At 45.6% G+C, this 21,457-nt stretch carries 22 protein-coding genes and 4 pseudogenes; 16 read left to right on the top strand and 10 right to left on the bottom strand.

Going from position 1 to position 21,457, the window contains the following annotated elements; translation table 11 throughout:
• The first annotated feature begins 312 nt into the window (after positions 1–312).
• Positions 313–1,995: an LA_3751/LA_3752 family putative glycosyltransferase gene (locus ACFW2W_RS00175; RefSeq protein WP_378171779.1), complete on the top strand. Its 1,683-nt coding sequence runs from the start codon at positions 313–315 to the stop codon at positions 1,993–1,995.
• A gap of 127 nt (positions 1,996–2,122) precedes the next feature.
• Here ACFW2W_RS00175 and ACFW2W_RS00170 read toward each other — a convergent pair whose 3' ends face one another.
• Positions 2,123–3,313 (bottom strand): low temperature requirement protein A, encoded by a 1,191-nt coding sequence (locus tag ACFW2W_RS00170; RefSeq protein ID WP_378171777.1) that lies wholly within the window; start codon positions 3,311–3,313, stop codon positions 2,123–2,125.
• Positions 3,314–3,682: 369 nt separating this feature from the next.
• Between ACFW2W_RS00170 and ACFW2W_RS00165 the strand changes: the two genes are divergently transcribed.
• The 4 genes from ACFW2W_RS00165 to ACFW2W_RS00150 all read left to right on the top strand — a co-directional run bounded on the left by ACFW2W_RS00165 (position 3,683) and on the right by ACFW2W_RS00150 (position 6,030).
• Complete coding sequence (locus tag ACFW2W_RS00165) at positions 3,683–4,039, top strand: hypothetical protein (RefSeq protein ID WP_378171776.1); 357 nt, start codon at positions 3,683–3,685, stop codon at positions 4,037–4,039.
• A gap of 74 nt (positions 4,040–4,113) precedes the next feature.
• Positions 4,114–5,193, top strand: a complete 1,080-nt coding sequence (locus ACFW2W_RS00160; protein ID WP_378171774.1) for a spore photoproduct lyase family protein — start codon at positions 4,114–4,116, stop codon at positions 5,191–5,193.
• 155 nt (positions 5,194–5,348) lie between these two features.
• On the top strand, positions 5,349–5,594 hold the full coding sequence (locus ACFW2W_RS00155; RefSeq protein ID WP_378171772.1) for a hypothetical protein: 246 nt from the start codon (positions 5,349–5,351) through the stop codon (positions 5,592–5,594).
• 19 nt (positions 5,595–5,613) lie between these two features.
• Positions 5,614–6,030 carry a Uma2 family endonuclease gene (locus ACFW2W_RS00150; protein ID WP_378171770.1) on the top strand — a complete coding sequence of 139 codons (417 nt, stop codon included), beginning with the start codon at positions 5,614–5,616 and terminating at the stop codon, positions 6,028–6,030.
• A gap of 75 nt (positions 6,031–6,105) precedes the next feature.
• On the opposite strand, the gene ACFW2W_RS00145 is transcribed toward ACFW2W_RS00150, so the two are convergent.
• The 3 genes from ACFW2W_RS00145 to ACFW2W_RS00135 are packed head-to-tail and all read right to left on the bottom strand — an operon-like array spanning position 6,106 to position 7,309.
• Positions 6,106–6,507, bottom strand: a complete 402-nt coding sequence (locus ACFW2W_RS00145; RefSeq protein WP_378171769.1) for a type II toxin-antitoxin system VapC family toxin — start codon at positions 6,505–6,507, stop codon at positions 6,106–6,108.
• Entirely contained in the window at positions 6,504–6,719 is a 216-nt protein-coding gene (locus ACFW2W_RS00140; RefSeq protein WP_378171767.1) for a hypothetical protein, read from the bottom strand. The genes ACFW2W_RS00145 and ACFW2W_RS00140 overlap by 4 nt, the downstream gene beginning before the upstream one ends.
• A 26-nt stretch (positions 6,720–6,745) precedes the next feature.
• Positions 6,746–7,309, bottom strand: a complete 564-nt coding sequence (locus ACFW2W_RS00135) for a Uma2 family endonuclease (RefSeq protein ID WP_378171765.1) — start codon at positions 7,307–7,309, stop codon at positions 6,746–6,748.
• 147 nt (positions 7,310–7,456) lie between these two features.
• Between ACFW2W_RS00135 and ACFW2W_RS00130 the strand changes: the two genes are divergently transcribed.
• Together ACFW2W_RS00130 and fusA are read left to right on the top strand one after the other, a co-directional pair.
• Positions 7,457–7,660 (top strand): GTP-binding protein, encoded by a 204-nt coding sequence (locus ACFW2W_RS00130; protein ID WP_378171763.1) that lies wholly within the window; start codon positions 7,457–7,459, stop codon positions 7,658–7,660.
• Positions 7,644–8,264 (top strand): annotated as a pseudogene (gene fusA, locus ACFW2W_RS00125) (elongation factor G); the annotation flags it as partial. The gene ACFW2W_RS00130 and the pseudogene fusA, both read left to right, overlap by 17 nt.
• Before the next feature lie 210 nt (positions 8,265–8,474).
• Here the strand turns inward: fusA and ACFW2W_RS00120 are convergent.
• Positions 8,475–9,122 carry a Uma2 family endonuclease gene (locus ACFW2W_RS00120; RefSeq protein ID WP_378171761.1) on the bottom strand — a complete coding sequence of 216 codons (648 nt, stop codon included), beginning with the start codon at positions 9,120–9,122 and terminating at the stop codon, positions 8,475–8,477.
• 55 nt (positions 9,123–9,177) lie between these two features.
• On the opposite strand from ACFW2W_RS00120, the pseudogene ACFW2W_RS00115 reads away from it, so the two are divergent.
• Positions 9,178–9,465 (top strand): annotated as a pseudogene (locus tag ACFW2W_RS00115) (Uma2 family endonuclease); the annotation flags it as partial.
• A 35-nt stretch (positions 9,466–9,500) separates the two neighbouring features.
• On the opposite strand, the gene ACFW2W_RS00110 reads toward ACFW2W_RS00115, so the two are convergent.
• Positions 9,501–9,632: a hypothetical protein gene (locus ACFW2W_RS00110; RefSeq protein WP_378171759.1), complete on the bottom strand. Its 132-nt coding sequence runs from the start codon at positions 9,630–9,632 to the stop codon at positions 9,501–9,503.
• 33 nt (positions 9,633–9,665) lie between these two features.
• Between ACFW2W_RS00110 and ACFW2W_RS00105 the strand changes: the two are divergent.
• From ACFW2W_RS00105 to ACFW2W_RS00095, 3 genes and pseudogenes are all read left to right on the top strand, one after another.
• Positions 9,666–9,779: pseudogene (locus ACFW2W_RS00105) on the top strand (transposase); the annotation flags it as partial.
• A gap of 948 nt (positions 9,780–10,727) precedes the next feature.
• Positions 10,728–11,846 (top strand): response regulator, encoded by a 1,119-nt coding sequence (locus tag ACFW2W_RS00100; RefSeq protein ID WP_378171758.1) that lies wholly within the window; start codon positions 10,728–10,730, stop codon positions 11,844–11,846.
• Positions 11,847–11,909: 63 nt separating this feature from the next.
• Entirely contained in the window at positions 11,910–12,368 is a 459-nt protein-coding gene (locus tag ACFW2W_RS00095) for a DUF4864 domain-containing protein (RefSeq protein ID WP_378171756.1), read from the top strand.
• Positions 12,369–12,707: 339 nt separating this feature from the next.
• Here ACFW2W_RS00095 and ACFW2W_RS00090 read toward each other — a convergent pair whose 3' ends face one another.
• Positions 12,708–14,636, bottom strand: a complete 1,929-nt coding sequence (locus ACFW2W_RS00090; protein WP_378171754.1) for a heavy metal translocating P-type ATPase — start codon at positions 14,634–14,636, stop codon at positions 12,708–12,710.
• A gap of 172 nt (positions 14,637–14,808) precedes the next feature.
• On the opposite strand from ACFW2W_RS00090, the gene ACFW2W_RS00085 reads away from it, so the two are divergent.
• Positions 14,809–15,249, top strand: a complete 441-nt coding sequence (locus ACFW2W_RS00085) for a YidH family protein (protein WP_378171752.1) — start codon at positions 14,809–14,811, stop codon at positions 15,247–15,249.
• 20 nt (positions 15,250–15,269) lie between these two features.
• On the opposite strand, the pseudogene ACFW2W_RS00080 reads toward ACFW2W_RS00085, so the two are convergent.
• Both ACFW2W_RS00080 and ACFW2W_RS00075 read right to left on the bottom strand, forming a co-directional pair.
• Positions 15,270–15,377 (bottom strand): annotated as a pseudogene (locus ACFW2W_RS00080) (transcriptional regulator); the annotation flags it as partial.
• 23 nt (positions 15,378–15,400) lie between these two features.
• On the bottom strand, positions 15,401–16,768 hold the full coding sequence (locus tag ACFW2W_RS00075) for an MFS transporter (protein ID WP_378171750.1): 1,368 nt from the start codon (positions 16,766–16,768) through the stop codon (positions 15,401–15,403).
• Positions 16,769–16,899: 131 nt separating this feature from the next.
• Between ACFW2W_RS00075 and ACFW2W_RS00070 the strand changes: the two genes are divergently transcribed.
• The 3 genes from ACFW2W_RS00070 (at position 16,900) to ACFW2W_RS00060 (ending at position 19,345) form a co-directional block, all read left to right on the top strand.
• Positions 16,900–18,042, top strand: a complete 1,143-nt coding sequence (locus ACFW2W_RS00070) for a precorrin-8X methylmutase (protein ID WP_378171837.1) — start codon at positions 16,900–16,902, stop codon at positions 18,040–18,042.
• Between the two features lie 1,079 nt (positions 18,043–19,121).
• The gene (locus ACFW2W_RS00065; RefSeq protein ID WP_378171748.1) at positions 19,122–19,214 is read left to right on the top strand and encodes a zinc ribbon domain-containing protein; all 93 of its coding nucleotides are present in this window, start codon (positions 19,122–19,124) and stop codon (positions 19,212–19,214) included.
• Complete coding sequence (locus ACFW2W_RS00060) at positions 19,208–19,345, top strand: hypothetical protein (RefSeq protein ID WP_378171746.1); 138 nt, start codon at positions 19,208–19,210, stop codon at positions 19,343–19,345. The genes ACFW2W_RS00065 and ACFW2W_RS00060 overlap by 7 nt, the downstream gene beginning before the upstream one ends.
• A gap of 606 nt (positions 19,346–19,951) precedes the next feature.
• On the opposite strand, the gene ACFW2W_RS00055 is transcribed toward ACFW2W_RS00060, so the two are convergent.
• Positions 19,952–20,221: a GlsB/YeaQ/YmgE family stress response membrane protein gene (locus ACFW2W_RS00055; protein WP_378171745.1), complete on the bottom strand. Its 270-nt coding sequence runs from the start codon at positions 20,219–20,221 to the stop codon at positions 19,952–19,954.
• 380 nt (positions 20,222–20,601) lie between these two features.
• Between ACFW2W_RS00055 and ACFW2W_RS00050 the strand changes: the two genes are divergently transcribed.
• Complete coding sequence (locus ACFW2W_RS00050; RefSeq protein ID WP_378171836.1) at positions 20,602–21,423, top strand: M48 family metalloprotease; 822 nt, start codon at positions 20,602–20,604, stop codon at positions 21,421–21,423.
• The last annotated feature ends 34 nt before the right edge of the window (positions 21,424–21,457 follow it).

The raw sequence follows: 21,457 nt of genomic DNA, 5'->3' as shown, positions 1-21,457 counted from the left end.
TGCTTCTGTGTAGTTTAGACATCACTTCACCCAATCTTTACAACTTAAGCTGAAAAATAGCAATTATTTAAAGATTGAGTAAAGATAGCCCGTCCCTGGTCGTAGAATTTGAGTCCAATTGCTTAAAATATAGCGAACCTAATTCTTGAACTCCCAGCTTTTACGTAAGTACCTGATTTTTAAAATCCATAATTAAGGAGATTGAAAATTAAAAAGTGTGGAATGGCTAGCTACCCCAAATGGGAGCCGCTTGTGAATCTTGATTTTAATATTAATGTTTGTAGTTTGAGGAAGTAGTAAATGAGAAATTATATGTCAAAAACCTGGAGAGATGTTACTTCTACTCCTAGAGAATCTGATAGTAAAGCTATTAACCAATATAAATTTCCCTTGCTGGTTATTTTAGCGGGTGTTTTGTTTTCACTGTTTTTGCAATGGCAACTCCCAAATGATGTCTTTTTTAGTGGAGATGCTGGGCTTAAAGCTTTGTTAGCTAAGCAATTTAGCAGCGGTCAGTTTCGCTTTGACCTAAACTTACCTGTAGAACAATGGGTTCGTAATCTTTGGCAAAATGGATTATATCCGTTTCAAGAACCGTTTGTTTATAACAGATTTGGTCAGTATTATATCACATTTCCGTTTACTTTTCCTCTGGTTACTGCACCTTTCCAAGCGCTTTTTGGATATAGAGGATTATACGTAGTTCCCCTGATTGCAACTTGGGCTGTATGGGTAAGCTTTTATTTTGCTTGCCGACGTTTAAGATTAAAAGCTTTTAGCACAGCGATCGCGCTGGCTATTCTAATTTTTGCTTCCCCTTTATCTATCTATAGTGCGATGTATTGGGAACATACCCTAGCTGTAGCGCTTTGTTTTCAGGGTATGGCAACTTTATTAATACCTGGAACCGAAGGGTTGTCTAAAAAGGATGCTGTATTAAGTGGGATATGCATTGGCTTATCTGTTTGGTTTAGAGAAGAAATTCTAGGCATCGTTGCGCTTTTGAGTGTCCTGGTTTATGCGGCATCTTTTTTAAAATTAAAGAAAATTCAATTTTTAGCTAAAAGAAAAGAACTCTTTGTCGTCAGCACATTTTTTACAATCGCTATCTTCTTCGTACTAAATACATTAATTTACAAGCATCCTCTGGGAATGCATTCGGTTCAGATAGTAGAGAAATTCTCACTCGTCGATAGATTATTAGTGGCGGTTAAGAATTTCGAGCAAATGAGTTCGGATTTATTTTATTATTTCCCCATTACCTTATTTGCAGCTTTATATCTGGGAATAAGTTTATTCAAAGGACAAAAGCTAAAACTAAGCTTGGGAATGACGGTTATCTATGCAATCTGTTTCTTATTTACTGTAGCGGTTGCTGTCATGGTTCCGGCTGGTGCTGGAGGTAAGCAATGGGGATCTCGGTTTTTGCTAGTTTTGGTACCGCTAATTTGCTTAATCGCCATCAAAGAGTTTGAATTAGTCCGGAGACTGACTAAAGGAAGCATCAAAAAGATAGGTACGGTTATTTTCTTGGTGCTTTTTATCATCGGGGTTTATATAAACACCTATTCTGGTACGGCTTATATCAGTAAAATTTACCAAGGAATTTCCCCGGCTATCCAGTTTTTGCGATCGCAACCAGAAACAGTAGTCGCCATGTCCAATCAATATGTTGCTCAAGTTCTCCAAGCACCGTTACCTGAAAAAGTATTTTTCCTAGCTAAAGAACCTCAGGATTTACAAACTTTAGGCGAGGCGTTACTTGAGCAGAAACAACAGAAATTTATTTATGTCTGCTATTACACTAAGTCCTGCCAAATCTCTAAGAAAAAACCTGAAGATGTAAAACTACTTTTAAAAAATCAGCAGTTCACGATAGAATTCTTACCTTTAGGAAAATATGGGAACTATCCTATATTCCAGGCATCGATTGGGAAGCGATCGCCTGCAACGCCAGCTTCATCATCTTCTGCGGTTCCGGCTTCATCCCTCTAGACAGAGGAAAATAGAAACTATCCGGTGTGTTGGATGTTGGAATCATCGCGATCGCACGCAGTTTTGAGAAAAGTAAGCGATCGCTTCCCCAACTCTGAGACTGGCTTAATACCTTTGTCGTATATTGTCAGCAGTTTGCCTCAGGCTGAACTTGAGGGCTTGCCAGTAAACCCACCACCACTTGCACAGCACAAGCTAAAGCCACCAAGCCAACGACTGCAAAAGGTGACAAAGCGACACCCGCGATCGCAATAACCAGAATAAAAGCCGCAGAACCCAAGCGATAGGCGGCTAAAATCTTACGGTGTCGCCTTGTCCCCAAAGTACAGGTAATCAGGTGAATCGCCGCCAACGCTGTCAAGCAAATCGCTACAGCGCCGCAGATCAGCCATCGTTCGTTACTGGGTAATGCTTCTGCCGTTTTACTGGACACGACAATATGTTCTACACCCACACCAGCAGCAGCAATGCCAATGGCGAGGGGTAAATGGGAATAGAGCCAGATTAAACCAATTTTCATGTTGCCAACTCCCATCGCCCGCAGGGGTGAACCATCCACGCTGTCAAAGTAGATCCACCACAGGCTAAAAGCAACAATCATCCCTAGCACAGCCACAGTGGCAGATGCAAAACCCCATTGCAGCTGAGAAACGCCTTTAACTACGGCAATCACCGCCTCACCCAACACGATAATCGTAAATAAGCCTAAACGTTCTGGGATGTGTGAAAAGCTCGGCGGCACCTTGGCAACCAACTTTCCGGCGGTGAGAGGTGTGCCAAAGTCGATAATAAAACCTAATCCCCAAAGCCAAAAACGCCAAGGAATTGGTACAAAAATTGAGATTAGCCAGATGGCGGCGGCGATGCTAAAGCCTGTAGCGTACCAAGTTGTCAACTTACGTGCTGCCACCACAAAGTATCCAGCAATCAGATACTGGGCAATTAAAATACATCGAACGGTGACGTAGGAAAGGGCGAAGCCGTCGGAAGTTTTTCCTAAGCCGTAATGCACGTTTACTGCCAGCACGGCGATCGCGATCATTTGCAGTAATGTCAGCAGTCGGTGTCCTAAGTCGTCGGTATCGAACCGACTTGCGTAAAAAGTCGCCCCAACCCAAGACCACCAAATCGGCACAAACAGCAGCACGTAGCCGAAAAAACCCAACAGCGAAACGTGTTCGTTAAGATTATGCGCGACTTCCGCGATCGCTGCCACAAATACCAAGTCATAAAAAAGTTCCAGCCAGGTAGCGCGTCGTTCTTTTTCGTTCTCTTCAGCAGTCCGCAGGCGGGGAGGTTGCCACAAACTTTTAATCATCTTGCACTCTCTAATTTCCTAGAGGGTTATGCAGATAATATCTCATAGGAAATCGAATCTTTCGCTCAGCGATCGCATTCAGCCACCAATTGGTCTAAATCTGACTTGACAAGGCTATCCGTAGGCAAGTCAAGCATCGCATCCAACCAGCCGGGAATCCCGATGGTAAAAATTGCATTTTGTCAAGGTACAGATAACTATTTTTCGTAAACAGATATTTTGCGCCGATGATAGCCGTGTCAAAAAATCGCGCGATCGCCACCGGATACTACTACTCTTAAGGCAGTATAACCCGCTCTAGCTCTAGGTCTTAGGTCTTTTTGCAAAAGTGTAAAATAGAAGTAAGCGAGAAAATAAGCATTCTTTTAAATGAAACTACAGTCAGCGGTCTTAGTCCATCTCGGATTTGGAAAGTACGTGCGATCCGACCAGGTGACAGCAATTATCCCAATCGAGGAAGAGCGCGGACCGGGGCGGCGAACCTTCGTTCATCTACAAGGGGAAGCTGACCCCATCGTTGCCTCGCGGGCTGAAGATACCATCATTCGTGACTTGGTACAAGAACCGCGTGAAGTCACTCAAGCGCGTCAACAGCAAGAAATTCTCCAAGATTTATTGGTAGATTTGGGCAACGTTAACTCAACTGTGCGTCGGATTAGTCGTGATGAAGGCGGTCTGGATCTGGAACTGTTGGAACGGCGCATCCGCCAAGTTTTAGAGAATTAAGGTCATGGGTAAGGGGTAATCATGATTACCCCTTACTTAAGCTCCAAGTTGATAAATACGGAGAACTTGAAAGTATGCACGCGATCGCTGACAACATTTCATCACCAGAAGCACCATCCGCTCGTTTGTGGATGCCAGAGCGAGTTTTATTCACACCAGCTGCCTTAGAAGAACCTTACGGTCAGCAGATACTTTCTCGCCTCCAGTCGCTCAACTTACCCGTAGAAGAGTTGCCGCGAAACCGCCTCACTGGTTTGCGTGGCGAGAGCGATCGCGATACCTACAACATCGCCAAGCGTACCCTCGCCGTCGTCACCGCACCGCCTAGTTCCTTCAAACTCAGCCCCATCCCGCCATCGGCTGACTGGCAATTTCACATCGCTGAAGGCTGTCCAGCACACTGCCAATACTGTTATTTAGCCGGTAGTTTATCAGGACCACCCGTGATTCGCGTCTTTGCCAACTTGCCGCAGATATTGGAGAATCTGGCAGCTTACGAAGGACAAAGCGATGCCACAAGTTTTGAGGTTAGCTGCTACACTGACCCCTTGGGCATCGAGCATTTAACAGGCAGCCTCGCTGAATGTATCCGCTACTTTGGCACGCGCACGAACGGACATCTGCGTTGGGTTTCCAAGTTCGACGCGGTGGATGAATTACTCGACTTGCCGCACAATGGTCACACCCGTTGTCGAATCAGTGTAAATGCCGATCCGGTGTATCGTCGGTTTGAAGGCGGTACAGCGTCGGTAGCTTCCCGGCTTCAAGCTTTGCGGCGGTTGGCTTTACCTCGATCTTCTGGTGGTGGCGGGTATCCAGTGGGTTTAGTGATTGCGCCGATTATGCCTATAGAGGATTGGGAGATACATTACACCCGTTTGTTTGACTCGATTAGCGAAGCACTCGATTTTGATTGTGACTTGACTTTCGAGTTGATTTCTCACCGCTTTACCCCTGGATCAAAAGAGGTTTTGCAAACTTGGTATCCCCAATCAAAGCTGGACATGGACGAAGAAACGCGCACCGTTAAACGTAACAAGTTTGGTGGCACCAAGTATGTTTATGACACTGACACGATGAAGACGCTACGGCGCTTTTTTGAGGGTGAGATTACTAAGCGCTTTCCTCAAGGACGCATTCTCTACTGGACTTAAGATTTCTAGCTAAATCTAATTTTATGAGCTGACCAAAATTACAGGTCAGCTTTTTTTATACTTTGATCGAGTTTGCAAGGATTGAGAAGGCGATCGCATTCCCGCTAGCGAGTGGAATTAAAATAACACTATCACTTCCCTGGCAAACTTCACCCATGACAGCATCAATTCCGACAAGTCAACAACCAGCCCTTGCTAATCTTATCCCTCGCTGGCAACCCGCAACGTGGGAAGATTACTTACGGTATCGTGACGATCCTAACCCAGAGATAACCAGGCTGTTTTTTAACGGGAAATACCTTTTTGTTGATATGGGAAATGAAGGAATCAATCACGCCAGCGTCAATAACCTCTTCGCTGTTTTTTATTTAGTTTACGCGCTTTTCAGAACAAACTGCTAGTTCTTTGGGTGGTTGTTTGATGGAAAAGCCAAATACACGAGCCGCATCGCCAGATATAGTTTTATACATTAGTGAAGGTATCCCGCAATGGCAAGAGGGAGAACTGCGCCGCATTAACTTATCTCAGTGGCGAGTTCCCGATTTAGTTGGTGAAGTTGGTGATACTACACTAGCAACTGATTTAGATGAAAAGAAACAAATTTATGCAGATTTGTCCATTCCTGAATATTGGGTAATTGATGTTAAGGGAAAACGAGTTTTAGCATTTCGTTTACAAGCCGATGGAAAATATCAACAATGTGCCTCTTCTGTTACTTTAGCGGGATTGTCAATTTCCCTGCTAGAACAAACTCTAGAACGTTTAAGTGAAGGAACAAATATTAGTGCTGCTGGTTGGTTTGCACAAGCGATCGCGTCTTTGAGCGCAACCGGGTAGAATGCGATTTGCCAGTGTTGGGATGCGATCGCGCTGACTTATATTATCTGGGACAAAGGACAAGAAGCGATCGCGCTAACTTCTCTTTTTCAAAGTTTTCACATGAGGATAATTGAGAATCTTTTCGTCAGCAGTCAGCAATGGACAGTCATAGATTCTGGCTGTGGCGACGATTATTTGATCTGCTGGATCGCGGTGAAAGCTACCTGGCAGCTGCGTTGATTCGAGGGCAATTTGCCATGTCAGGTTTAGCAAACTGATGCCAGGATACGCCAAAGCTTGCTCAAACCACTCCTTAACTGAAGATGGCAGCATCAGTCGGTTGTACTCTACCAACTTGGCAACTTCCCAACATGAAATGACGCTGACACCAAGACCATCGGCTTCATGTTCATTTAACCATTTCAAATGATCTTCAGTAAGTTGGCGATCGCCATGAACCCACCAAACCCAAATGTGGGTGTCTAAAACAATCATCCTGAAGCGCTCCAATCTTCCTCTGCAACAGGTTCGGTTGGATTGTTATAACGTATAGGCATACCACGAAGCGGATAAATATTCTGTTTGGCTGAGGGTGCAGTTCGTACTACAACGATCACCTCTACAGAATCGCCAGCACAAAAAGGTAGATTGTTGAGTGTTAGTCTTCCGTCCTCAGTTAGAGTAGTTTCCACGCGATGTGCGTTCATTCCAACTTCCTCCATAACTTTTTACATCAAAAAAAATTAGATACTAAGCAGCTAAAATTAGGCAACAAAGGCGAACTTATTTCATCATTGCTAAACAGCGTGACAATTAATTGCAAAGCAGCGTTACTACGGCGATAAACTTCAATTTTTGAGGAGCGCCAATCAACAATCCAGTATTCTTGTACTCCTCGCACTGAGTATAGTTTTAGTTTAGCTTCTCTATCTCGGCGTTCATTTTGCACTCCAGAAGATAACACCTCTACAACTAACTCTGGTGCGCCTGTCAAATGTCCCGCTTCATCTACTAAAACAGCTAATTTTTCTTTGCTAATCCAAATCACATCCGGCTCTACATTATCAGCTTCCGTGAAAATAATGCCCGGATTAATAAACGCCTCCCCCAGTCCAGTTTCTTCTGACCAATCTTGTAACTTTCGGTACATATTGCCACAAGTGCGTTGATGGTTCAAGTGGGGGGATCTAGACATAAATAACTCTCCATTAATAATCTCGTAGCGCGTGCCGTTGTCTGGCAATAGTTCCAAATCTGCGGTAGTCCAGCGTACCCCTTGATTTACTGTTTGACTCATAAAAGCAATCCTTGTGAGTAGCCATATATTCTAGATTACCTGCAATTTCCATACCCTTGACGCTCTTGTAGTATTTATGTAACATAAAGATTGCTGCACAAGTGGCAGATGTCTTTTCATGGCTCTCTTTAGGTAGAGCATTGTCCTATGATTCCCCGAACGCGCATCCGAAATATTGGAATTTCTGCTCACATCGACTCTGGTAAAACAACCCTCAGCGAGCGGATTCTGTACTACACGGGCAAAATTTACAAGATTGGCGAAGTTCGGGGAGGTAGCGATCGCGCTACGTTGGACTACATGGAGTTGGAGCAACAAAAAGGCATTACCTACCCAGTCGGCAACCTGTGACTACAGGCTCAAGAAGCAAGGCGGCGGTCTCGGTCAATATGCTCATGTTATCGGTCGGATTGAACCTTGCGAAGAACCGTTTGCGTTCGAGAATCGGGTGGTTGGTGGTGCGATTCCCAAAGAATTCATCCCCGCTTGCGAGAAAGGTTTCCGCGAAGCGATCGCTAGCGGACATCTCATCGGTTATCCGATTGTTGGTGTCAAAGCGATCTTAGAAGCGGGTTCCTACCACGCGATTGACTCTTCGGAAATGGCGTTCCGAACTGCGGCTAGTCTTGCACTCAAGCAAGCCTTTGCCAAAGCAACGCCAGTCATCCTCGAACCGATTATGGTCGTGGAAGTGGAGACACCTAACGAGTTTGTGGGACGAGTGCAGGGCGATCTCTCGTCTCGTCGCGGCGTACTGCTGGGTTCTGAGACGATGGAAAATTACGCCGTCATCCGTGCTGAAGTCCCGTTCGTGGAAATGTTCGGTTATTCCGCACAGTTGCGATCGCTTTCTTCCGGTCAAGCTAACTTCTCAATGGAGTTTGCCTCCAATAAGCCGGTACCCGCCAATCTGCAACAACAGCTGATGGAAAAAGCTGCCCATCTGCGCGGTTAAAACCTTCATCTGAAAATAGGACTAAGTCAGGACTTACGCAAAGCTTATACATATAGCGTTTTTTCGGGTTCAATCCCCCTGTGGTTGCCGGTGGCAGATGTGGTGATGTGCGGCGAGTCCTGTAAGTATCAGAATATTTGTAGGTTGGGTTGAGCGACTAAGTGAAACCCAACCAATGCCTAGCATTGGGTTTCGTAACCTCAACCCAACCTACAATGAAAGTTGCTCTATAACCCACTTGCGAAATGCTCTGAGTGTGGGACTTGTTCCTATAATTAGGCTCTGTTCAACCAATTGGGAAAAAATTTCAATAATTTGTAGATTGGGAAAGGTGGGACTAATTTCTGAGGCAACATATATCCCATCTCTAAGCACATTAATTTGCAGTTTACCCTCTTCATATCGCCACAGTTCAGGAACTCCCAACGCCTCATAAGCACTCAGTTGAGTCTTAGAAGTGATATCAATTTCAATTGCTAAATCAGGGGGTGGATCAACTGTCAGGTCTATTCGTCTTTTCCCAATCATTAAAGCATGATTCTTAATATAAAAGGATTGGTCTGGCTCAATACCTTGCGCCATATCCTTTCGCTTGAAAGTGGTTGAGCCAAAACACTCCCGATCTATTTCAAGTTCTTCTAGCAATATTTTTACCATATCGCCGATGATTTCTTTGTTCACTTCATGTTCTGGCAATGGCATTCTAATCTCCAACGTCCCGTTACTGTAAGCCAGTCGAGTCGCACGATGCTCTCCAAACTCTTCTAGAATTGCCTCAAATTCTTGCCAGCTTACATCGTGGAACATTACTCTATGTCCCGGCGGTACGCTTAATTGTCTCAGTTGCAGCGTTACCATTTACTTTTAAAAAATATAGGCTATATTGAAATCTTGCTTATAGCAATCCTAGTTCATTTCTGAACTTCTCTCTCTCCTCCTCTGCGCCTGGATAGTTGCCGATCTGGAGTTGTTGCCAGATAACGGGAATCGCTATGAGATTGTGGATGGAGAATTATTTGTGACCCGCGCACCACACTGGGGTCATCACAGGGTATGTAGCAACATTTGTACAGAGTTGAATTTTTGGTCGCGGCAGACTGGTTTAGGAGAACCTGCGAGTGGTGCTGGGATCATTTTTACGGATGCTGATAACGTGATTCCTGATGTGGTTTGGGCAAGCAAGGAACGATTAGCCTATATATTTGTTGGGCTTCAAGTGCGTTCAACCCAACTACATCATTGAGTGAGGGGAAGACAGCGATCGCCTGGAATTAGCGTCGAATCAGCCAACAGAGGTGCTGTCAATCCAGGATTGGGGAAGTGCGATCGCTCGCTCGTGTAGGTTGGGTTGAGTGAAGCGAAACCCAACACCTCAGCCTCAACTAAAAACAATTCAACGCTATTGCATATCGTAGAGCAAAAATAGAAGTCGGCACCTATTTTTTTACCTTAGTAGCTCACAATAGAAGAAAATTTTTATATATTCCTTCAAATGTCTCATTATTAAGAAATGCGGCTCTTCCGTAGTTGGTATGCTAAATTATAGTCAAGAAGCGCCACAAGCTATACTAGCCATAAATTTAAGCCAATTTAGCGTTTATTAAATAGAAAATACAGTCCAAAATTGTTATACCTTGCTAGGTAAGCCTTTCAAGTTTTGGGATCAACTTTTTAGCATACCAAGTAATGAAGAGCCAGAAATGCTTTCAGAGACATTATGAAAAACCATCCTTTTAAAATTGATGCCTGCGTTGTTTTACTCGACCATCTACACTGTATTTGGACATTGCCGGACCCAGATAGTCTAGACGCGCATTTTAGGTTGGGTTAAGGCAACGTTACCCAACATAACACTATATATTTGTTGGGCTTCAAGTTCGTTCAACCCAACTACATCATTAGACCTCTTGCAAAAATACTTGGCGATGTTCGTAATCGCGGCTACAAAAACGTAGGCGCGTTCATGCCGTAAGGCTTTAGCCTTCTGGAAAGGTAGTCCGCCTGCACGGACTCTTAAAACCCGCTTCCGTAGGATTTAGTTAAATTATCCAATCTAAGCTACTAATTTGAATGGTAAGCGCGGACTCTTAAAACCCGCTTCCGTTGGGTATAGGTATGTATAGCCTCAGACTTCAGTCTGTAGGCATCCATCGACTGCGTGCAAGAGGTCTATAGCAATCCTATTTAAGTTGTGCGCGAGTATTCGCCTTAGTGTAGAAGACTTGCGGTTATGGCGTCTCTACAGGGAGAGTGCAAATCATTTAGGATTGCTATAGTGATGATTACTATTTGCATTTTTACTTTTATTTTTAATATCAGGCAAACTTAGTTTATCTAATTTCATAGAACTGCTTAATTTTTAAAATACTATTGACAAATTAATTGATATATGTAGAAAATGTCTGCGGGCGTCTGTCGCCAGTGCTTGACGAGAAGCGAACCAGGATTAGGGGAAATCTCAAAGTGAACATTCTGCTAGTGGAAGATGATGAGCATTTGGCACAAGCTCTCACCAAAACCCTCAGCGATCGCAATTATATAATCGACCGGGCAGCCGATGGGCAAGCAGGCTGGCAATTCGCACGGACTGGTACCTACGACTTGATTTTGCTAGATGTGATGCTGCCCACACTTGATGGCATCAGTCTTTGCCAGCGGCTACGTTCTTTGGGGCGGCTGATGCCGATTCTCTTATACGCTGCCCATGAAATTGATGGCGATAAAGTCATAGCACTGGATGCCGGTGCGGATGATTATGTCGTCAAACCCTTTGATTTAGAAGAATTGGCGGCTCGTGTCCGTACTCTCCTGTGTCATTGTTGTTTATTAAAGCCGCCGATTCTGAAGAATGGAAGCCTGGGTCTTGACCCGCCTACCTTAGAGGGACGCTATGAAGGGCAAAATTTGCATCTCACTCCCAAACAGTATGCGCTACTAGAACTGTTTGTACGCTGTCCGGATCAAGTATTTAGCCGCAGCGAGCTTCTGGAACACCTGTGGTCGTTTGAGCAACCACCCGCTGAAGAAACCGTTCGCTCTCACATTAAAGGGTTGCGGCAGAAACTGAGAGCCGCAGGCGCTCCCACCGATCTCATTGAGACGGTTTATGGGGTGGGATATCGCCTCAAGCCAGCTCAATCTCATCCTCCAATCCGAGGGATCTCCTCCGCCCTACACCAGCCGCCGACTCTTGCTCAAACGCAGGCAGCAGTGGCGAAAGTTTGGGAGCGCTTGCAAGGAGAGATTATCGCCCGGATAGACGTTGTTGAGGAGGCAACCACTGCCTTACTGAGAGACGAATTAGGCTTGGAGGAGCGCCACCGAGCAGTTTGGGCAGCTCACAAGCTGGCGGGTTCTCTAGGAATGTTTGGCTTTCCTTGGGGTTCTCAATTGGCTCGTCAGATTGAACATAGCTTTCAACCGGAGACGCCATTGGATCGAGAGAAAGCGCAACACTTATGCGAATTAGTTGCGGATCTCCGGCGCGAACTACGGCAGCCTCCAGCCATCGGGCGAAAAATTCGCGCTTGTTCGGTGGATGTAGAAATGCAAGATAGGGTGTCTCAGATTAAATCTGGTTAATTGACTCCACTATAGTTCTTGACTCATGCCGATCCGGCTTGCCAACCCAGACTAAAATCTCCGATGAGTCAAAATAATTTGCAGATGCGTTTCGTCCGTTGTTTCCTAAAATTCTTGCTAGCTTTTTTACTTGTCACCTTACCCGTTAAGGCTCAACAAATGGAAATAACCGATAGCGATCGCCTGACTATTCGTTCTGTCATTTCTAGCCAACTGGAAGCGTTTCAAAAAGATGATGCTGAAGGCGCTTTCTCTTTTGCCAGCTCAGAAATTCAAGCTCAATTCGCGACGCCAGACAACTTTTTGAGGATGGTGAAAGCTGCTTATCAACCAGTTTATCGTCCTCGTTCCGTGATGTTTGAGAACATAACCACAATTGAAGGATTTCCGGCTCAGCAAGTGCTGCTACTCGATCGGGATGGGAATTTGGTCAGGGCACTTTATCTGATGAAAAAGCAATCTAACGGCAGATGGAAAATTACTGGATGTTATTTAGTGCCAGTAAAAGGGGAAACTGTTTAGATAGGAAATTGGTAAGAAGAGTTAGAGGAGGGGAGCATCTCAGTTTTGCAAACAAGTCCCAGAATCTTGTCCCCTTTTGGCGAGCTAGTCATCGGCGAGTGACGGAAAAATGAGACTTCTGAAATTTTCCCAACCGTTAACACTCCGGCATTCAACACCGATACAAGAAATAGAGGCAACAGAAAGTGAATCGTCTCGGAGCTAACATCCGTTAAAAGGCTGACGAAAGCCAGTATCCAGACATTACTTGGAATACTCTTTCTATTTGATTGCAAATCAAAAAACTTACAAATATTAGCGTTCCGATGCCTGCTCCTTCTGTCTGCTTTAAGCAGCAGTCTAATTTCTCAACAATCGTAGACCACTGAGCGTGACCAGGACTGTAGATCCCTCATGCCCAATTACGCCTAAAGGCATGGTAATATTGCCAGTAAAATTGGCAAATAATAGCAAGACAATGAAACCCAAGGCAAACGCAATGTTTTGTTTGACGATAGTCTGAGAGCGGCGACCTAAGCGAATCGCCTGTGACAATTTTTCTAGGTTGTCTGCCATCAAAATTACATCGGCTGTTTCCAAAGCTACATCACTGCCAGTGGTTCCCATTGCAATTCCCACTGATGCCTGCGCCAAAGCAGGAGCATCATTAATACCATCTCCCACCATTGCCACTGTTTGATACTTTTGCCGGAATTGTCGAATCGCGTTGACCTTATCTTCAGGTAGAAGTTCTGCATACACTTCGTCTACGCCAATTTCTTTGGCAATGCTCTGGGCTGTACGCTGGTTATCGCCCGTCAGCATGACAATTTTCTCAATCCCCAGTTTTTTGAGTTTGGCTAGAGCTTCTGCTGCCCCTATTCGCACTGTGTCAGCGATCGCGATTAACCCCAAAGGTTGTCCTGCTAAAGCCACCCACACAACTGTTTTTCCTTCTTCTTCCAATCGTTGGCTCAGTTGAGTCAGTGTGTCTGGCAAATGGTTGACCTGTTCTTGGACAAATGCTGCTTTGCCGACTATAGCCTTTTGGCGATCGACTTCTCCCACAATTCCCTGTCCAGTCTGCGCCTGAACGTTGGTGGCTTGAGTCCATTCTAAATGTTTAGCTTGAGCCGCTTGGACGATCGCATTGCCAATTGGATGCTCAGACAAACTTTCTAAAGCGGCAGCTATTTGCAATAACTGGGTTTCAGACTGGTTTTTAACTGTGGCAACTTTGACTACTTGAGGCTTGCCAGTAGTGAGCGTTCCTGTTTTGTCAAAAGCGATCGCTCTAATTTTCCCCATCGTCTCCAACTGAGCGCCACTCTTAAATAAAATACCGTTACGAGCGCCATTGGCAACCCCTGACAGAAGTGTTGGCATAATCGCTGCCATCAACGCACAGGGAGAAGCAACCACTAAAAAAACTAGCGCCCGATAAATTGTGGTTTCCCAGTTCCAACCCCATAGAAATGGAGGCCCAATTGCTAGCAATAATCCTGCTAACACAATTACCTTAGCGTAGCCTCGTTCAAATCGTTCGATAAACTGCTGCGATGGGGGAGTTTCAGTCTGTGCCTGCTCAACAAGACGGATTACTCGTTGAAGTAAGCTACTTTCCGGCGGTTGATGCACCTTTAATTTAATTGCACCGTTGCCATTGATAGTGCCAGCAAAGACTTCATTTCCGATTGTTTTCTCAACTGGCATGGATTCCCCGGTGATCGATGCTTCGTTGAAAGTGCTGTAACCTTCAACAATCAATCCATCGGTGGGAACCAATTCTCCAGGCTTGACTAATACTCGATCGCCTATTTGTAACTCGGAGATAGGAACAAGTTGCTCAATTTCATTATGCAGTACACGCGCTGTATCTGAAGTCAAGTTCATTAAGCTCTTGATACTTCGCTCGGTGCGTTGCATTGCATAGCCTTCGAGTGCGCCACTAATAGCAAAAATCAAAATTAACGCGGCACCATCGACAATTAGATAATACTCGCGCCGCCACAACCCCAAGCTAGCTGCACCCAAGGCAGCGACAATCATTAGCAGGTCTACATCCAGTTCTTTTTCTTGAAATAGGGTAGTTAATCCCTCACGGGCGCTAGTGTACCCACCAATGACATAGGCGGCGGGTAGAATCATTAAGCTGAGTCCTAACCAGCCTAAGTTAAGTGCTAGCCAACCAAGGAGAACGAGTAGACCGCACATAATTGCTGCCACTGCGTCTGGATGTTCTTGGATTAGCTGGCGATAGCGAGGAATTGGCATGGCGCTAGAGTTCATAAAACATTTTTGAGTTGAGGAGTGAACTCTCTCACTCTAAACATTGACATTAATGTTAATGTCAAGCCTTCGCCCCTATCTGCCGAATAGTTTGATAGATTAGGTGTTCATACTTGTTGCAACCGCATACTGTTAGATGTGCTGATAGTGGGGTTATTTTACTGGTAATTGTATGAATAACACACCGAAAATTGACCGTCAACGGGAGCATCAAGCCAACGAACGTACCTTTCTCGCTTGGCTACGCACTTCTATTGCATTGATTGGCTTTGGTTTTGCGATCGCTCGATTTGGTATATTTCTACGCCAACTTAATGTTACGCTCACTCAACAGGAGCCTGCGATAAATCCTTTATTTAGCTCCGAAAATCTAGGTATTTCTTTGGTAATCTTTGGAATTGTGACAATTGCTTTAGGTACATGGCGGTACAACCAAGTTTTTTGGCAAATTGAACGAGGTGATTATAAAGCCAATCGTTTGATTATTTGGATCATCAGTGCAGTAGTAATGATCTTGGGATTTCTCAGTATTCCCTGGTTGCTGTGGCGAAATAAATTGCCCAATCGTCCGTTTTCTGTTCCAAATCAGCCCCAGTCCAAAAATCTGCGTTGATGACATTAGCGTTACCTAATCTAACGCTCTCGCAAGTTTTTGAGTTCTGCTAACTGTTGCGTTTGTTCCTCTAGTCGAATTGCCAGGCGATCGCACACTATTTCACATAACTCAAAAATAATCGGATCGGCTTAAGTAAAAGTCTGGTTCGCTATCTTGAATAGTGGTGAAGATCAACAAAATAGAGGTGAGAGTGGCGCATGGGTAAGTGTTCATGGGGATGGGTGTGAGGTTCCCCTATCGGGATTCCCTGGTGATGCTCATGCTGATGATGTTCATCATGGATGTGTTCATGTTCATGCCAAATGCTTTCATGCTCATGTTCATAATCCTGGGGTGAGAGGGTAAGTTGTACCACCACCAGCAACATTAAGCCAATCAAGCTACCGTAGAGAAATTCGCGATCGCTAAAGTTACTTCCCAGCCAACCAGCCAGCGGGTAGGAAACTGCCCACCACAAGTGACTCCAGGCAAAGTGTGCGCCGTAAACTCGTCCTTGGGCATCAGATGGAATGCGGTCTGCAATCAAGGTTTGAGTGGGTAAATTTACGAAGTTTTGCCCCATACCTGCCACCAACCACAGAATCATCAGCAGTGGTAGACCTACATAGCTTGCAGGCAATAAAGCTAAAGTTACAAGAGCCGCACCAAGCAGTACAAATGTTGTCCGCGCCAAGCGTCTACTTATAGCACCGAAAGCCACTGCTGAAATAGTCGCGCCGATTCCAAAAGCAGCCATTACCCAGCCGTATTGCATATTTCCCAGTTTTAGCGTTCCCTGGACGTAGCCGACAGTATTTACCAGGATTTGCGCTCCAGCTATGGATGCAACTAACTGCATCGCCAGTGCATAGCGAATTGGAGCATCAGTGAATAGGCGGGTTGTACCGTTTTTGATGTCTCGCCACGTCCTGCCCTTTGTCGCTGAGTTGGATAGACTTGGCTGAACTCTTAACTGACCTGGTAAAGTGAAGATTAATACTGCCGCGACTAGGAAAGTTAGGGCATCTAGGAAGAAAACCTGTCTTGCCCCAATCAGTGCGGCGACGCTGCCAGCTATACCGGGACCGAGTACCCCTAGCAGTTGGAAAGTCGCAGCCGAAAGTGCGATCGCTTGCGGGTAATCATTCTGACCTGTGACTAGGGGAATTGTGGCTTGGTAAGTCGGCGTAAAGAAAGCATTGAAGACGTTGAGGGCAAATATTAGGGCGTAGATTTGCCAAACCTTTGTCACAAAGGGCAACAGGCTGACAATTAGCATACGGATAACGTGAGTTGTAACTAGGATCATCTTGCGATCAATGCGGTCGGCGATCGCACCCGCTAAGGGAGAGAGCAACACAAAAGCTGTGACGCGCAATGTTAGCGCCCCTGACAGCACAATTGCTGATTTCTGTCCAGCTAACTCAAAGGCGAGGAGAGCTAAACCAACCCAGGTAAGTGCATCTCCCAATAAACTGGTGGTTTGAGCCGCGTAGAGCCGCGCAAACACGGGATTTCTGAGGCTGCGAAAAAGCATTCATCGGTTTTCCTAAATTTGCTTATGATTTCTGAGGCATCAGATGCCCCCCAGGGGGATATAAAGACTTTTCCATACTAAACATTTACATTAGTGTCAATGTCAAGGGTTTTATAAATTTAAATAGAGGCATAGTGAGCAAGCTTTTGACTATTAAGGAACTCGCAGATATGGTAGGGGGGGGTATTACTCCCCGAATGGTGCGGCATTATCACACTGTGGGGCTGCTGCCACCTGCTCAACGCAATGATGCCAACTATCGGCTGTATACCCAAGCCGATGTGCAACGGCTGCGGCTGATTGTCGCACTGAAGCAGCAAGGGTTCCATCTGTCGCACATCCGCCAGTTACTAGAAACCGAGTCGGAAGCAGCAGGCAGTACGCTGATAACTCAATTGCAACAGCAATATCAGTCTGTGATGCAACAGTTGGTACGGCTGCGACAAACGGCATCAGCGTTGGAAGGATTGTTAGGACGCGATCGCGAATGTCTGGCTATCCAAGCAGAAGCTCTAGCTCAGCTAAGGCTATTGGAAATTGAAACCAAAAATGGGTTAGGAGAAATTGAAAAGCTCATGTCTGGTTTGGATGCAAAAGCCGACGCTCACCCGGAAGAGTTTCAGGAATCATTACAACGACTTTTGCCAGATTTATCTAACCGTTCTGAAATTGAAGTAGACTTGCTTTCTAAACTGGTATTAGCTTGTGGGGATGTCAGTTTGGTGCAGTTTGTACGCGTGAGTCAGGGTGCGATCGCGGCTGCCCGTAATACACTCAACGCTGGGTGTCAGATTGTAGGAGATGTGCCAGCCATCGTTGCGGCTTTTGACCAAACTAGGCTGGCACATTTGGGATGTCGAGTTAAAACCTTAATTGATGACCCCCATATTACCGATGCAGCCGATGCCGAACAAGCATTCTGGCACGAGCGCATCTGGAAAGAACGATTGCATCAGCTTGAAAGTGGATGTGTGCTGGCAATTGGATATGCACCATCTGTATTAATGTCAGTTTGTGCAGCAATTGAGCAAAAATTGATTCAACCGGCTCTCGTTATTGGGATGCCGATTGGATTTAGCCACGCCCCCACAGCCAAGCGACGCTTAACACGCCTTAATGTCCCATACCTCACGATTGATGGAACTTTGGGGGGCGGACTATTAGCAGCAGTGGCTCTGAATGCTTTAGCAGAATCGCTTTTAGAAAAACCAGACTGTCATTGTTATCTGGAAGCAGATAAGCTTATGGAACTGGCAGTTCAACTAAGAGTGTGACTGGTGAGGAGCTAGGGAATAAAATCACTTTTCACCAAAAAGCGAGCGGAAGCCCCTGGATGCGCGACATGGGGAGGTAAGCGATTAGCGGTTAAAACCGCCTGTAAATATTTTGTTTCATTGTAGTGATATCCTGAAGGGATGAAAAGCATCCTGACTCTTAGCTGCAAACTTCAACCAACGCCTGAACAGGCGGACATGATTCAGGCAACCCTTCAGGCGGAGAGCAGATGCTTGCAACTACATCAATCAGAACGTTGACGCAAAACTGACAAACAACGTCAGGATTCAAACTCTTGTCTACGCTCAAGTCAGACAACAATTTGGGCTTTCTGCCAATCTTGCGGTTAGGGCAGTTAATCGGGTTGCTGGCAATCGGAAGACTGCGCTTAAAGACAAACAAGAAGTCAAGGTATTTAAGCCTGCTAGCGCCGACTACGATGCGCGAATTTTTGCTTATAGGGAGAAAGAGCAGTCTGTTAGCCTGACTCTTGTTGGTGGTCGGGAGCATATTAAACTCAAGCTTGGTAACTATCAAATTGGCAAACTTAAGGATAAAATTCCGACCAGTGCAACGTTGTTTAAATAGCGTCAGGGCGAATATTTTATCAACATTCAAGTTATAAGAGGAAGCACCAGAGCCGCATCGAATCAAAAATGTGCTTGGCGTTGACTTGGGTAGCACTGATATTGCGGTTACTAGTGTTGGAGACAAGTTTAGCGGGAAACAAATAACCGATGTTCGCAACCATTATGCGAAGCTGAGAGCGTCTATCCAACAAAAGGCTACGAAAGGCACAAGGAGTACAAGGCGTAATTGCCGAAGACTTTTGAAACGGCTATCGGGCTTCGTAGAGACGATTCCAGCGCCATACCAACCACGTCTTTCTTCAAGCAGCTGGCTCAAGAGAGCATTGGCAACTCTCGTCTGCTATGGCGATGGAAGATTTGAGTGGGATACGTGAGCGAACTAATAATCGACAAGAAGCAAAAAGGAACGTAGACTGTCTAACTTGTGGGCATTCTTTGATCTGAGGACTTTGATTAACTACAAAGCTTTGGCTGTTGGTGTTGAAGTTATGCTTGTTCCTCCTGCTTATACGTCCAAATCGTGCCATTCTTGCGGAGTGATTGGCAACCGTAATGGCAAATCTTTCAAATGTATGTGTTAACCAGGCGTGTAATTGGCATGGTGACGCTGAGCGTGAACGGTGCAATTAATATTTCTAGTCTTGGGGGAGCGCTTGTAAGTCTTCCCGAACGCTCGGTACTGGCTTGTTCTTTAGTGCAAGTTATAGGCTAGGGCTTTCATCCCCCGCATTCTATGCGTGGGGTAAGCTTACTGGACTCCAACGGTCTTCCCATCCTCAACAACTAATGTGATTGGCTTAAGCACTAGGCACTAAGAATTTCCCGAACTTGGCGTACGCAGGTACACCATTAGCCTTAATCAGGACTTACGCAAAAGCAGGACAAGAGACGAATTTTACTATTATAAAGGCTATGGGGAGGAGCAAGGTTACGAATAGTCCGCGGGGCTAGAGTTGAAGCCTGCGGTTGCGAGCTTAAATTTTTATCTTGAACTTGTATACTAATGGTAGATGCATCAACTGGAAGTTGTTCCAAAGCTATGAAGTAACTTTGTACAGCCAGATTGAGAATTTCTAAAGTGTCATATTTCCATAAAAAACCATCAATCTTGGGCCAAGCGATCGCCTTCTTTGATTTAATGGCATTGGAAGCGCAGGGGAGTATCGGATACCCCCCTACTGACGAGGCGTATACTACTTAGATGCTGTCTACTACAACGCAATTCTGACTTCCTTGAAAATTAATCGGTTGCCCAAGAGCTGCGATCGCAGATTGAGCAATTTGAATCGGTCGAAGGATGTGGCAGATGTAGCGCTACTTAAGCGGCGCGACGGCTGAAGAAGTTCCACAGGAATACTGCAATAATTGCGCCTAAAACAGCGACAATGATTCCGGGAATACTCAAGCTGGCAGCCGTTAGTTGTAGAGTTCCCGTTTGCAGAAAAGTTCCCAAAGTCCCGCCAACGAAGGCTCCAATGACTCCTAGAACAAGAGTTCCAAGAATACCACCGCCTTGATGACCCGGATAAATAGCTTTAGCAATCGCACCAGCAATCAGACCTAAAACAATCCAAGCAATAATATTCATGATTCTGATTCCTTATAGTCCCTTGTTTACAATTACAGATTAACAGTTCAAACCAAGCAATCCCATCTGCCACACGATATAACTGTCTTTACCTCAAGAGATAGGCAAACCGCATTTTTTTCACGTCCAGGTTCCCACAGCGCTAATTCCTCATTGATTGCGCTAAAAAAGGGATTAAATTAATAATATTTAACATTGGGGCAGAGAGAAAACAGGCGCTTGGGTCTAAGCTCTAAAACCACCTCTACCCTACAAGACGACTTAATAAAGTATCCTTCAGACTGATGTTAGATTATCGAGCAGTATGATAACCTCCTGACGATAAATCGGGAGAACAAGCAGTGAGAGCGCTGATCCGGCTGGGAATTGCACTGTTACTTATGCTATTTGGGTTAATTAGTTACTGCACTACGACGGTGGAGAACCCGGTGACTGGGGAAAAGCAACGGGTGCAACTTTCGCCAAAGGAGGAAGTCGTCCTGGGACTGCAAGCGCGATCGCAAATGGCGGCAAAATTTGGCGGTCTGTATCCAGATCCGGCGCTACAAAACTATATTGACAAAGTAGGAAATGAGGTAGTGCAGGAGTCAAAGGCGAAGACTTCCGGCTATCCGTTTGAATTTCATCTGCTGCGCGACCCTCAAACGATTAATGCGTTCGCCTTGCCGGGAGGACAAATTTTCATTACTGCGGGTTTGCTGCGTCGTCTCTCATCCCAAGCTCAACTGGCGTCTGTGCTGGGGCACGAGGTCGGGCACGTTGTGGGACGGCACGCGGCGGAACGTTTGGCAAAGCAGCAACTCGGTGCAGCACTGGTGACAGCAGTTGGAGTCGCGGCGAGTGACGACCAGGGTGGCGGTCGGCAGGCGCAAGTGATTGCCCAGGCAGTGAACCAGATTGTCAATCTGCGTTACGGACGTGAGGATGAACTAGAAAGCGATCGCCTTGGCGTTCAGTTTATGACGGCAGCTGGCTACAACCCTAAAGCCAGCGTCGAAGTGATGCAGATCCTTGCTAGTGCCAGGAGTGGCGGTCAATCCCCGGAGTTTTTCAGCACCCACCCCAACCCTGAGAACCGAATTCAAAAACTACAGGCTGTAATCTCTCAAACCTATCCCAACGGCGTTCCACCACAGTTGGAAATTGGACGCGAGGACTTTGCTCAATCTGTGCGATCGCGTTTGCCACCCGCAACTAAGTAAAGGCAGAAAAACTCCACTCCTACAACCCTCAGCC

The organism is Coleofasciculus sp. H7-2, assembly GCF_042747725.1.
GTDB lineage: Bacteria > Cyanobacteriota > Cyanobacteriia > Cyanobacteriales > FACHB-T130 > FACHB-T130.
Note: the sequence above shows the minus strand (reverse complement) of the source record. Positions and strands in the feature narration are given on the sequence as shown.

Bases quoted from the DNA above. Each gene is read 5' to 3' on its own strand.
- ACFW2W_RS00175 (WP_378171779.1), top strand. From the start codon at position 313: ATGTCAAAAACCTGGAGAGATGTTACTTCTACTCCTAGAGAATCTGAT.
- ACFW2W_RS00170 (WP_378171777.1), bottom strand. From the start codon at position 3,313: ATGATTAAAAGTTTGTGGCAACCTCCCCGCCTGCGGACTGCTGAAGAG.
- ACFW2W_RS00165 (WP_378171776.1), top strand. From the start codon at position 3,683: ATGAAACTACAGTCAGCGGTCTTAGTCCATCTCGGATTTGGAAAGTAC.
- ACFW2W_RS00160 (WP_378171774.1), top strand. From the start codon at position 4,114: ATGCACGCGATCGCTGACAACATTTCATCACCAGAAGCACCATCCGCT.
- ACFW2W_RS00155 (WP_378171772.1), top strand. From the start codon at position 5,349: ATGACAGCATCAATTCCGACAAGTCAACAACCAGCCCTTGCTAATCTT.
- ACFW2W_RS00150 (WP_378171770.1), top strand. From the start codon at position 5,614: ATGGAAAAGCCAAATACACGAGCCGCATCGCCAGATATAGTTTTATAC.
- ACFW2W_RS00145 (WP_378171769.1), bottom strand. From the start codon at position 6,507: ATGATTGTTTTAGACACCCACATTTGGGTTTGGTGGGTTCATGGCGAT.
- ACFW2W_RS00140 (WP_378171767.1), bottom strand. From the start codon at position 6,719: ATGAACGCACATCGCGTGGAAACTACTCTAACTGAGGACGGAAGACTA.
- ACFW2W_RS00135 (WP_378171765.1), bottom strand. From the start codon at position 7,309: ATGAGTCAAACAGTAAATCAAGGGGTACGCTGGACTACCGCAGATTTG.
- ACFW2W_RS00130 (WP_378171763.1), top strand. From the start codon at position 7,457: ATGATTCCCCGAACGCGCATCCGAAATATTGGAATTTCTGCTCACATC.
- ACFW2W_RS00120 (WP_378171761.1), bottom strand. From the start codon at position 9,122: ATGGTAACGCTGCAACTGAGACAATTAAGCGTACCGCCGGGACATAGA.
- ACFW2W_RS00095 (WP_378171756.1), top strand. From the start codon at position 11,910: ATGAGTCAAAATAATTTGCAGATGCGTTTCGTCCGTTGTTTCCTAAAA.
- ACFW2W_RS00090 (WP_378171754.1), bottom strand. From the start codon at position 14,636: ATGAACTCTAGCGCCATGCCAATTCCTCGCTATCGCCAGCTAATCCAA.
- ACFW2W_RS00085 (WP_378171752.1), top strand. From the start codon at position 14,809: ATGAATAACACACCGAAAATTGACCGTCAACGGGAGCATCAAGCCAAC.
- ACFW2W_RS00075 (WP_378171750.1), bottom strand. From the start codon at position 16,768: ATGCTTTTTCGCAGCCTCAGAAATCCCGTGTTTGCGCGGCTCTACGCG.
- ACFW2W_RS00065 (WP_378171748.1), top strand. From the start codon at position 19,122: ATGCTTGTTCCTCCTGCTTATACGTCCAAATCGTGCCATTCTTGCGGA.
- ACFW2W_RS00055 (WP_378171745.1), bottom strand. From the start codon at position 20,221: ATGAATATTATTGCTTGGATTGTTTTAGGTCTGATTGCTGGTGCGATT.
- ACFW2W_RS00050 (WP_378171836.1), top strand. From the start codon at position 20,602: ATGCTATTTGGGTTAATTAGTTACTGCACTACGACGGTGGAGAACCCG.